This window comes from Halorubrum sp. SD612 (assembly GCF_002135005.1).
Genome location: NZ_NEWI01000018.1, coordinates 19,456 through 30,359, shown reverse-complemented (window position 1 = coordinate 30,359; position 10,904 = coordinate 19,456). Strand labels below are relative to the sequence as shown.

Sequence of the window (10,904 nt, the reverse complement as noted above, 5' to 3'; positions counted from 1 at the left end):
CCCCCAGAGGCGTCGTTCGGTCGTCTCGCCCACCCCCTCGACGGGGATGAAGCTGTTCTCGATGCGCATGTCCGTTCCGGCGCGACGCGTAGCTAAAAAGCCGACGGGAGCGGGCGGGCGGCCCCGACCGACGAAGAGCTAACACGGTCCGGGCCCGAGGGCCGTGCGTGATCGAGCGAGCGAACCGACGGGAGGGCGAGGCGCGAGCGCCGCGATGACACGGACAGACCCAGACGATGTCACGCTGATCGGGCATCGCGCCTGCGCCGACCAGTACCCGGAGAACACGGTCGGAGCGATCGAGCGCGCGTCACCGCGCGTCGACGCCGTCGAGCTCGACGTGCGACGGTGTGCGAGCGGTGAACTCGTCGTCGTCCACGACGCGGATCTCGGCCGACTGACCGACGCGTCCGGACCCGTCGCGGATGCCGACTGGAGCGAACTCCGCGAACTGACGGTCCTCGGCTCCAGGGAGTCGATCCCGCGGCTCGACGGCGCGCTCGACGCCGCGCCCGACGACCTCACCGTCAACGTCGAGGTCAAGGAGCCGGCCGTCGCGGGCGACGCGCTCGACGCGGCCCGGCGGGCGGCGAACGAAGTACTGTTCTCGTCGTTTCACCCTCAGGCGCTCGTGGCGCTGCGGGACCGCGACCCCGAGACTGCGCGCGCGCTGCTCGTCGCGGGCGGGGACGCCGAGCGCGCGGTCGAGGCGGCGACCGACCTCGGCTGCGTCGCGGTCCACCCCCCGATCGACGTCGCGACCGAGCCAGGGTTCGTCGATGCGGTACACGAGGCCGGGCTGCGGGTGAACGCGTGGACCGCGACAGACCGCGACGAGGTCGAGCGGCTCCTCGGAGCCGGCGTCGACGGGATCATCGCCGACCGGTGGGACCTGCTCCCGGAGCCGGGGCGGTCGTCGCGGGACTAAGTAGCTCCCGCACCAACGCGACGATATGTGCGGCCGCTACACCCTCTTCACCCCCACCGCCGACCTCGAAGCGCGGTTCGACGCCGACTTCGGCGACCGTGAGCCGAGCTACAACTGCGCGCCCGGGCAGTCGCTACCGGTGATCGCGGACCGGGATCCCGGCAAGACGACCCGGATGGAGTGGGGGCTGACCCCGTCGTGGGCGGACGAGTCGTTCGACCTCATCAACGCCCGCGCGGAGACCGTGCGGGAGAAGCGGAGCTTCGCCGACGCCTTCGAGCGCCGGCGCTGTCTCGTCCCCGCCGACGGCTTCTACGAGTGGGTCGGCGGCGACCGCGGCGGCGGGAAGACCCCCTACCGCGTCGCGTTCGACGACGACCGCCCGTTCGCGATGGCGGGGATCTACGAGCGGTGGGAGCCGCCGACGCCGGAGACGACCCAAACGGGGCTCGGCGCGTTCGGTGGGGGGTCGGGCGGAGGGGAGAACGAGAGGAGCGACGACGGACCGGTAGAGACGTTCTCGATCGTCACCACCGAGCCGAACGACCTCGTGGCTGACCTCCACCACCGGATGGCGGTGATACTCGACCCCGACGAGGAGGAGACGTGGCTCCACGGGGGCCCCGACGAGGCCGCAGCGCTGCTCGACCCGTACCCGAGCGACGACCTCACCGCGCACCCGGTGTCGACGCGGGTGAACTCGCCGAGCGTCGACGCGCCCGACCTGATCGAACCGGTCGGCTGAGCGGGCCATCGCTCGGGACGTCAGCGCGGCGGTCAGGGGGGCCGACTACGGCGCCGCCGATCACGGAAGCGCGGTCAGGCCGCCAGCGAGATGTCCAAGTACAACATGGTGATGACGCCGACCATGAGTCCGAGGGTCGCCACGCGCTCGTGACCGCTTCGGTGCGTCTCGGGGATGATCTCGTCGGAGATGACGAACAGCATCGCCCCCGCGGCGAACCCCATCGCGTACGGCAACAGGGGCGCGACCGCCGCGACGGCGACGGCTCCGAGCACCGCCAGCGGAATCTCGACGACACCGGCGCGTATCCCCGCGAACGCGGCGTAGATTCGGCGGTCGAGGCCGGCGTTTATCGCCGCCACGGAGACGGCCAGCCCCTCCGGGATGTTTTGGATACCGATCGCGAGCATCAGCGACAGCGCGCTCCCGAGCTGCGCCGGATCGCCGGCGGCCGCACCGAACCCGACGCCGACCGCGAGCCCCTCGGGCATGTTGTGTAGCGTGATGGCCAAGACGAACAGGACCACCCCGGTCAACCGCTCGTCGCTGACCGGTAGCGTCTCTCCGGGGTTCGCCGCGTCCGCGCGACGAGAGCCGGTCAGCAGGAAATGGGCGTGAGGAATCAACGCGTCCGCCCGATCCAGAAACAGGGCGCCGACCCCCACGCCGATAAGCGTCGGGATCGGATTACCGCCGGAGTACTCCTCGATGCCGGGGATGATCAGGCTGGTGAACGCGGCGGCGAGCATGACGCCGGCGGCGAAGCCGAGCATCCCGTTGAGGGCTCGCTCGGACGGGTTCCGCCAGACGAGGACCAGCGACGCGCCGAGGAGGTTCAGCAGCGCGATGACGACGCCGCCGACGAACGCCTGTGCTACCGAGGAGGTGCCGGCGATACGGACGAACGCCTCGGTGATTTCGACCGCCATCTGACACCGATAACACGGGGCGGGTTGAGAAGTCTACACCGGCGACGGTCGCTCGCGGCACTCGGTGACGAAACTGCGCGCCCGTTTCCCACGCCCTGCGCCGGCTCAGCGGGCGACCAGATCCACGACCGTCTCGTCGTCGACGACGACGTTGTACGCGCCCTCGTCCTCGTTCCAGAGGACGAGCCCGTTCTCGACGAAGACGACCGACCCGTAGCCGGCCTCGCGGAGGTCGCGGTTCAGCGCCGTCTCGCGGGTACAGACGAGGTAGTGGTCGGTCGCCTGCGAGCCGTCGCCGACGCGGTACAGCGCGTTGTCGCCCTCGCTGAGGTCGTGGCTCAGCTTCACCGCGAGCAGGTTCACCCGGTCGGTGACGTGGCGCTCGGACTCGGCCATGCGCGCGCACCGCTCCGCGCTCGCCTCGATGTCGACCCGTCGCCGCCCGTCGGGGCGGAGGATCGAGTAAGCGAACTGGACATCGACGTTGACGAACTCGCCCGGCTCGTCGGTCTCGCCGCGCGCCGTCGCCTCGTCGAGCCGGCGCTGGAAGGGAGGGACCGCGAGGTCCAGGGCCACGTCGAACGACCACCCCGGATCGCTCGGGACCGCGTCGGGCCACAGTCGGAGCGCCGGCGAGTACATTTCGGCGTCGCGTCCCGGGCCGGCGCCGTCCCCGTCGCCCGCGACGAGCGCGCGTTCGACCCGCCGGAGCCCGACCGCGGTGTTCCGGTCGGCGGGCGCGAACGCCACGAGGCTCCCGTCGGGCGCGAGCGCGTCGAGGGCCGCGCTCGCGACCGCGACCGGGTCGGCCAGCTCCGAGAGGACGTTGCCGAATATCACGATGTCGAAGGGGTCGTCGGTCGCTGCGGCGGGCGATTCGCCCTCGTCGAGACCGAGGAACGCCTCGGCGGTCGTCTCGTGGACCGTCGTCCGGAAGTTGCGGCCGGTCTCCTCTAACATCCGGTCGAGCACGTCGGTCGCGGCGCTCGGCTCGACGGCGTGGTACTCGACGACCGCGTCGTCGGGGAGGTAGTCGTGGAGGCCGAGCGCGGGGCCGCCCACGCCGGCTCCCACGTCGAGGACACGGAGCGTCCGGTCGAGCAGGCCGTTCTCGGTCAGGTCGTCGAGGACGTGGCCGACCGTGGCGTAGTACGCGGGGAGGTGGTAGATCGCGTAGCCGAGCGCCGCGACGCGGTCGTACTCGACCTCGTTCTCGTAGAGGTAGTCCGTCTTCAGCTGGCGGACCCGCTCGCGGAGCTCGTCGCCGGACTCGCCGCGGTGCCAGTTGGCGCCGTACTCGCGGACGAGCAGGTCCTCAACCGCGAACGCGTACGCCTCCGGAAGTGCCTCCGGGGCCCAGCCCGGTGGGTCGACGGGCGACTCCTCGACGGGGACGAACGCCCCGTCTTCGCGCTCGCGGAGCCGGAGGTCGAACGCCTCCTCGCGGAGCGTCTCGCGGACGACCGCCGGGTGCGGCGTCCCCTCGATGTACTCGGCGATCTCCTCGGGGTCGATCGGTCTGACGTTGCGCAGGTAGTTCGCGTTGTTCCGGACCGCGGCTCTGTCGATCATGGTTTCTCGTCTGCTTCGCGTCGGCTCACTCCAGCCGGTCTCGCCCCTCGCGGTCGCCGCGGGCGCGCTCGTAGAGGGCGGCGAACGCCTCGTCGTCGGCCGCCGCGATCTCTGCCGCGGCGTCGGCCACCCCGTCCGCGCCGTCGAAGGCGCGCTGAATCTCCGCGTACACCGCGGGCGAGCCCTCGGTGACCGTGTCGGCGACCTCCTCCAGCGCGGCCGACACCGGCGTGTGGAACTCCTCGCGGACCGGGTCCGCGGCGAGCCGCCACGCGAGCACCGCGGCGTGCGCGCCCGCTTGGACCGTCTCCATCGCCGCATCGTGTTCGTCCGCGGTCGTCTCGAACACGTCGTTGCCCCCCGCCTGGACCGAGTCGGAGAGCCCGTCGACCGTCGGGCCGCCCTCGTCGACGACGACCGCGACGTTCCCCGGAACGCGCGGCGGGGCAAACAGCGGGTGGTAGCTCGCGCGTTCGAGGCCGGGGGCATGCTCGCGCATCGCCGCGAGCGCGTCGGTCATCTCGCCGGAGACGTCGACGATCGCCCGCTCCGCGCGGGGCGCGTACGCCTCGACCGCCGCGGGGACCGCTGACATCGGCACCGCGAGGCAGACGGCGTCGTGGGCGGTGTCCCCGTCGGCGTCGACCGCCCTCGCGTCGCGGTCCGCGGCGGCGTCGGCCGCGACGGCCGGGTCGCGGTCGGCGAACGCGACGCTCGCGTCGACCGGCGCGGCGTCGGCCGAGACAGTGTCGGCGACCCAGCGACCGATCTCGCCGGCGCCGACCACGAGGAGGTCCATCGGTTACGCGAACGGAGGTGACGCGGCGGTTAAAAGGACTCGCCTCGGGGCGGGCGTTCGGCGCTGCGTCCCGCCGAACCGATCGCGGGGGCGCCCGTCCTGCCGCGACCCCCGGACTTTCACGCGTGACCCGCCCAAGGTCGGAACGTGACCGCGAACGCCACGCTCAACTTCGACCTGCTCGCGCGACTGGCGGACGCCCCCGGGCCGGTCGGTCGCGAGGACGAGATCCGGGACGTCGTGCGCGACGAACTCCCCCCCGTCGACGCCGTGCGGACGGACGCGATGGGCAACGTCGTCGCGACCGTCGAGGGCGACGCGGCTCCCGGCTACGAGGTGCTCGTCGCCGCGCACATGGACGAGATCGGGCTCGTCGTGAGCGACGTCGACGACGACGGCTTCCTCTCCGTGGAGCCGCTCGGCGGCTGGAACCCGGACGCGCTCCGCGGCCACCCGGTCACCGTCCACGCCGAGGACGGGGAGTACGACGCGGTGGTCGGCGTCACGGCCGCACACACGGCCGCCGAGGCGGCGCCGGACGAGTGGACGCTCGACAACGCGCACGTGTTCACGGGGCTCGACCCCGCGGCGGCCGCCGAGACGTTCCGCGTCGGCGACGTCGTCACGTTCGACGGCGACCTCCGAGAGATGGGGCGGTGCGTCGCCGGCTCCTCGCTCGACGACCGCGCGGGCGTGTACGTGCTGCTGGAGGCCGCGCGGCGCGCGGACCCCGACGTGACCGTTCACTACGCCGCGACGGTCCAGGAGGAGGTCGGCCTGCGGGGCGCGGCCGCCCTGGGTGTCGACGTCGACCCGGACCTCGCCGTCGCGCTCGACGGGACGCTCGAGCAGTCGTACCCCGGCGTCGACCCGTCGGACGCGATGTCGACGCTCGGCGACGGCGTGGGCGTGAAGCGGAAGGACGCGACCGTCGTCCCGACGCCCGCGGTCGTCGATCGGCTCGAGTCCCTCGCGGAGGAGCGCGGAATCGACTTCCAGCCCGAGGTCGCTCGGAACATCGGGACCGACGCCGGCGCGCTCCAGAACGCCGGGGGCGCGCGACCGGTCGGCGCCCTCTCCGTCCCCGTCCGGTACCACCACTCCGCCGTCGAGACGGCCGACGCGCGCGACGTCGAGGCCGCGGTCGACCTCCTCACCGCCTTCCTCGACACCGAGAGCGGAGAGGGGTACGCGCCGAGCTGATCCCGGACCGCGAGGGGGCACGCGACGGCGACGGCGCGTCGACCCGCCGCTCGGGACCGTCGAATCGACCTCACCCCTCCGCGCCGAGTCGACCGATCACGCCCGCGCCGGGCGAGAGAGACCGGACCGCCGGGAGCAGCGCGAGCGCGATGGCCAGTTCCAGTCCGCCGACCGCGAGGAACGCGGGCGTGTACCCGAACGCGCCCGTGGCGCTCCCGCCGACGAGGAAACCGGCGAGGAAGCCGAGCGAGCCGAACACGTTGAACAGCCCCATCGCCGCGCCCCGCACCTCCGGTTCGACGAGGTCGGTGACGAGGGCCATCGTCGCGGGGGCCATCAGGGCGCCGCAGACGCCGACGAGGACCATCAGCGCCGCGGCGATTGGGTACGCGGGCGCCACGCCGACGCCGACCGTCGCGACGCCGTACGCGAGCGACCCGGCCACCACGGGGAGGAAGCGGCCGATCCGGTCCGAGAGCGCGCCGAGCGGCGACTGGAGGAGCGCGAACGGGACGAAGAAGAGCGCGAGGGTCGCGCCCGCGCCGGCCGCTGACAGCCCGAACGTCGCCGGGTCCTGGAAGTAGTAGACGCCGACCAAAGCGAAAAAGCCCGCCGTCAGTCGGTCGACGAAGCCGAACGCGAGCGGGACGAGGAGGCCGGGCGTCGTCCGGGCGCGGGCGAGAACGTTGCGGAAGCCGACTTCGTCGGTCGCCCCGGAGTCGGTCCTCGTGTCCGCCGAGACCGCCCCTGCCCGGTCGCCGATCGTCACCGCGAGCACCCCCGCCGCCGCCAGCACGACCGCCCCGGCGTACACCGGGTACAGCGCGCCGAGGCCAGCGAGCGAACCGCCGACGACGGAGCCGACCGCGGCACCGAGGCCGATGGCGAACCCGGCGGTCCCCATGTTCCGGCCGTTGCCGCCGCGAAGATCCATCAACAGCGTGATCGACAGCGAGAACGCGCCGATAGTGAGGGCGCCCCCGACGACCCTGACGAGGAGCGCGGCCCCGAAGCCGAGCCCGAGTCCCGGCAGCGACGCGAGCGCGACGTAGGAGGCCGCGCCGCCGAGCGCGCCGGTGACGATCAGCGGAACTCGCGTCCCGAGCGCGTCCGAGAGCGCGCCCCAGACGACCGCGAACGTCACGAACGCGCCGAACTCCGCGACGAGGAACCACATCCCGGCGTCGATGCCGGCCGGGGCGCCGAGCGCGACCACGAGGTCCGGCACGCCCGGGTAGAGGAGGACCTGCGAGATCAGCACCGCGAGGACGACCGCGCCGAGCCGGCGGCGGTCGGTCGCGTCGGCCGCGGCTCCGGCGGTATCGATCTCGGCCGGGCGGTCGCCGCCGGCCGCGGTCGCGGCGGAGGAATCGCCGTCGCTCATCTGCGGGTACGACGGGACGAACGGGCAAAAGACCGACGCTCCGCAGAGTATCGGCCGGAGAGTCCCCTCACGACTCGGGTCCGGCCGGGGCCGTCACGCGCCTCAGAGTTCGGCGTCGATCGCCGCGGCGACCGTCTCGGCGGCGTACCCGCCCTCTACCGGCTCGCCGTTCACGAAGATCGTCGGCGTCCCCTCGACGCCCATCGACGAGCCCTCCGACCTGTCGTCCTGCGTAGCCGCCTCGTACGTGGAGAACTCCGCGTCGGACAACACCGCACAAGGGTCCGCGCCGGCGGTCTCGGCGGCGGCCCCGAGCGCCTCGCCGCTGTAGTTCCCCTGCGACTCGTAGGCCGCCTTCGCGAACTCGAAGAACGCCTCGTCGTCGTGACGGACCCCGACCCCGCGGGCCGCGCTGGCGACCGGGACAGCCCACCGCTCGTTGACCGGGATCGGGAAATCCCAGTGCTCGTAGCGGACCCGTCCGGGGCCGACGTACTCCTCGCGGATCGTCGGGAAGTGGTCGAGGTTGTACGTCGCGCAGTGCCCGCAGGTGAAGTCCTCGAACGCCCGGACGACCACGTCCGCGTCCGGGTCCCCGGGCGTCGGCCGGTAGTCGAGGTCGGGGTCCGTCGGCTCAGAGAGCGAGCAGTCGTACGACCCCGTGTCGAGGCTGAGTTCGCCGCCGTTTCCGTCGCCGCCTCCGCCGCCGAGACAGCCGGCGACACCGACGACGCCGGCCGTAGCCCCGGCCGCGAGCAGGGACCGCCGCGTGCGTTCCATGCCTATCGCTGAGGTCGGTGCGTACTTAACCACTCCGCGACCGGACGGCGGCTCGGACCGGAGACGCGGCGCGCGTCCGAACGTTTTTGCCGCCGCCTGTCGACGACCACGTATGAGCGACTGGGACCTCGACCTGCGGGACGCCGAGGAGAAGATGGACGAGGCGTTCGCGGCGGCCGGCGACGTCGTCCTCGGCGTGCTGGACGGCACGACCGACCCGGAGGAGTGGGTCCGCAGCGTCGACTACGGGAACACGCTGGTGCTGTCGATCGAGGGCGACCTCAACGAGCTCGCCGCCCCCTTCGCGCGCGACGTGAAGGAGATGGACGGCGAGCTGATGCACTTCCGCGGCTTCCTCGTGGTGACTCCTCCGGGCGTCAGCATCGACACGGACCGACTGGGCGACTCCGGCGGCGCCGAGGCGGAGACCGGCGAAGCGGACGACGCCGACGAAGCAGAGCAGAAAGGCGTCGAAGAGGTCTGAACGGTTTCTTTTCTCGTACGACCGCGGGAGAGGCGCCGGTTATCGCTCGCCGACCATCCGGTCCTCCTCGTCCCACTCGCGCTCGCGCAGTTCGTACTTCTGGATCTTGCCGGTCGCGGTGGTCGGGAGTTCGGCGACGAACTCCACCTCGCCCGGCGTCTTGTAGTCCGCGACGCGCTCGCGGACGAACGTCTTCAGGTCCTCGGGCGTCGCGCCCGCGTCGTCGGGGTCGCCGCCCTCGGGGACGACAAAGGCCTTCGGCGTCTCGCCCCACCGCTCGTCGGGCGCGGGGATCACGGCCACGTCGGAGACGACGTCGTGCTCGAAGAGTGTGTCCTCCAGTTCGATCGAGGAGATGTTCTCCCCGCCGGAGATGATGATGTCCTTCTTGCGGTCCTGTATCGAGACGAACCCGTCCTCGTCGACGACGGCCAGATCGCCCATGTGGTAGTACCCCTCCAACCGCTCGGAGAACGCCTCCTCGGTGGCCTCGGGCTTGTTCCAGTAGCGGTCCATCACTTGATTACCGCGGACGACGATCTCGCCGATCGTCTCGCCGTCCGCGGCCACGTCCTCACCGTTCTCGTCGACGACGCGTACGTCGGTGCCGAGGTAGCCGATCCCCTGCGTCTTCTTCACGGCGAAGCGGTCGTCCGAGTCCGCCTCGAAGTGGCGCTTCGCGTCGGAGGTGGTGATCAGCGGCCCCGTCTCGGTCGCGCCGTACACGTGTTTGAGATCCCAGCCGAACTCCTCCTCGACGGTGCGGATCGTCGCCTCCGGCGGCGCCGCGCCCGCGGTGGCGACCCGCACGTCGTTGTCGCCGGCCGTCGCGCCGCCGTGTTCGGCGTGGTGGTCGCCGAGCATGTTGAGGACGGTCGGCGCCGCACAGAAGTACGACACGTCCTCGCTCCGGATCCGGTCGAACGTCTCGGCGACGTCGACCCCGCGGGTACAGACGTGGCGAGCGCCCGCCCCGGTGATCGCGTAGATGTGGCCCCAGCCGTTGACGTGGAACATCGGTAGCGTCCAGAGGTACACGTCGTCGTCCGTTATTTCCTGATGGATGGAGATGAGGTACGCGTGGAGCGTCTCGGCCCGGTGGGTCCGACACACGCCCTTCGGGTCGCCGGTGGTGCCGGAGGTGTAGTTGATCGTGATCACGTCGTCCTCGTCCATTGCCGGCCGTTCGTAGGCGTCCGGGTCCGCGTCGTCGAGCGCCGCGTCGAACGACTCCCAGTCGCCTTCGACCGCGTCGGCGTCGTTCGTGAGGAACGTCTCCGTGGGCACCTCGTCGCGGATCGCCTCGACGTTCGGGGCGTACTCGGCGTCGGCGTAGATGGCGTCGACTCCGGCGTCGGAGAGCATGTACGAGAAGTCGTCCGGCGTAAGCCGGTAGTTCAGCGGGGCGTGGATCGCCCCGACCTGCATCGCGCCGTAGGCGGCCTCCAAGTGGTAGTGCGTGTTCGGGTCCAACACCGCGACCCGGTCGCCCTTCTCGATCCCGCGCGCCTGAAGCGCGGCGGAGAAGCGGTCGGCGCGGTCGCCGAGTTCGGCGTACGTGTACCGCGTCCCGTCGACCGCGAGGACGGCCTCCTCGTCGGCGTAGTGGCGTCGCGCCCGGTCCAGAAAGTCCGTCGTCAACAGCGGCTTGTACATCGTCTATCACTATCTATGATGTGTGAAATTGTTTGCGGCCGACGCAATGGAGGGGCGGTCCCGGGATCATTTTTACGCTCGGCCGCGGACCGTCGGGAAGTGATCGACGGGTCCGTCGGATCGGTGTTCAGCGATGGATATGCGGTTCTCGCGCTGCGAGTACGGATCAGGGCCATCGCGGCGCGAGCGGAGGACGGTGAAGCCGCGAGCGAGGAGTGATCGAACGTCCCCGCGGCACCGATTCGGGGGAACGCGAACGGCGCAGACGCGTGGACGAATCGCACACCGGCGGCGGGATCAGAACCCTTAACAGTCACACGCGATTGTGCTACGATAGCGGGATGGGATAGCCAGGAGATTCCGCCGGGCTCATAACCCGGAGATCGGTAGTTCAAATCTACCTCCCGCTACTTCTGGCCGACTG

Annotated in this window: 10 protein-coding genes and 1 tRNA gene; 5 read left to right on the top strand and 6 right to left on the bottom strand. The window is 71.5% G+C overall.

Annotated elements, in window-relative coordinates; genetic code table 11:
* Positions 1 to 214 precede the first annotated feature (214 nt).
* Both B9G38_RS03705 and B9G38_RS03700 read left to right on the top strand, forming a co-directional pair.
* Complete coding sequence (locus B9G38_RS03705; protein WP_086219523.1) at positions 215 to 928, top strand: glycerophosphodiester phosphodiesterase; 714 nt, start codon at positions 215 to 217, stop codon at positions 926 to 928.
* 25 nt (positions 929 to 953) lie between these two features.
* Positions 954 to 1,673 carry an SOS response-associated peptidase gene (locus tag B9G38_RS03700; protein WP_086219522.1) on the top strand — a complete coding sequence of 240 codons (720 nt, stop codon included), beginning with the start codon at positions 954 to 956 and terminating at the stop codon, positions 1,671 to 1,673.
* 74 nt (positions 1,674 to 1,747) lie between these two features.
* Here the strand turns inward: B9G38_RS03700 and B9G38_RS03695 are convergent, their stop codons facing one another.
* The 3 genes from B9G38_RS03695 to B9G38_RS03685 form a co-directional block, all read right to left on the bottom strand.
* Positions 1,748 to 2,602, bottom strand: a complete 855-nt coding sequence (locus B9G38_RS03695) for a ZIP family metal transporter (protein ID WP_086219521.1) — start codon at positions 2,600 to 2,602, stop codon at positions 1,748 to 1,750.
* A 105-nt stretch (positions 2,603 to 2,707) separates the two neighbouring features.
* Positions 2,708 to 4,174, bottom strand: coding sequence for a small ribosomal subunit Rsm22 family protein (locus B9G38_RS03690; protein WP_086219520.1), 1,467 nt, complete (start codon positions 4,172 to 4,174; stop codon positions 2,708 to 2,710).
* Between the two features lie 25 nt (positions 4,175 to 4,199).
* On the bottom strand, positions 4,200 to 4,973 hold the full coding sequence (locus tag B9G38_RS03685; RefSeq protein WP_086219519.1) for a prephenate dehydrogenase: 774 nt from the start codon (positions 4,971 to 4,973) through the stop codon (positions 4,200 to 4,202).
* Positions 4,974 to 5,120: 147 nt separating this feature from the next.
* Between B9G38_RS03685 and B9G38_RS03680 the strand changes: the two genes are divergently transcribed.
* The gene (locus B9G38_RS03680; protein WP_086219518.1) at positions 5,121 to 6,176 is read left to right on the top strand and encodes a M42 family metallopeptidase; all 1,056 of its coding nucleotides are present in this window, start codon (positions 5,121 to 5,123) and stop codon (positions 6,174 to 6,176) included.
* Between the two features lie 70 nt (positions 6,177 to 6,246).
* On the opposite strand, the gene B9G38_RS03675 is transcribed toward B9G38_RS03680, so the two are convergent.
* A complete protein-coding gene (locus B9G38_RS03675) occupies positions 6,247 to 7,560 on the bottom strand; it encodes an MFS transporter (RefSeq protein ID WP_233127156.1) in 1,314 nt (437 codons plus the stop codon).
* 102 nt (positions 7,561 to 7,662) lie between these two features.
* Entirely contained in the window at positions 7,663 to 8,340 is a 678-nt protein-coding gene (locus B9G38_RS03670) for a DsbA family protein (protein ID WP_086219517.1), read from the bottom strand.
* A gap of 112 nt (positions 8,341 to 8,452) precedes the next feature.
* Here B9G38_RS03670 and B9G38_RS03665 point away from each other — a divergent pair, with 112 nt between their 5' ends.
* The gene (locus tag B9G38_RS03665; RefSeq protein ID WP_086219516.1) at positions 8,453 to 8,824 is read left to right on the top strand and encodes a DUF5779 family protein; all 372 of its coding nucleotides are present in this window, start codon (positions 8,453 to 8,455) and stop codon (positions 8,822 to 8,824) included.
* A 39-nt stretch (positions 8,825 to 8,863) separates the two neighbouring features.
* On the opposite strand, the gene B9G38_RS03660 is transcribed toward B9G38_RS03665, so the two are convergent.
* Complete coding sequence (locus B9G38_RS03660) at positions 8,864 to 10,480, bottom strand: long-chain-fatty-acid--CoA ligase (RefSeq protein ID WP_086219515.1); 1,617 nt, start codon at positions 10,478 to 10,480, stop codon at positions 8,864 to 8,866.
* Between the two features lie 335 nt (positions 10,481 to 10,815).
* Between B9G38_RS03660 and B9G38_RS03655 the strand changes: the two genes are divergently transcribed.
* Positions 10,816 to 10,890 (top strand) — tRNA-Met (locus B9G38_RS03655).
* Positions 10,891 to 10,904 lie beyond the last annotated feature (14 nt).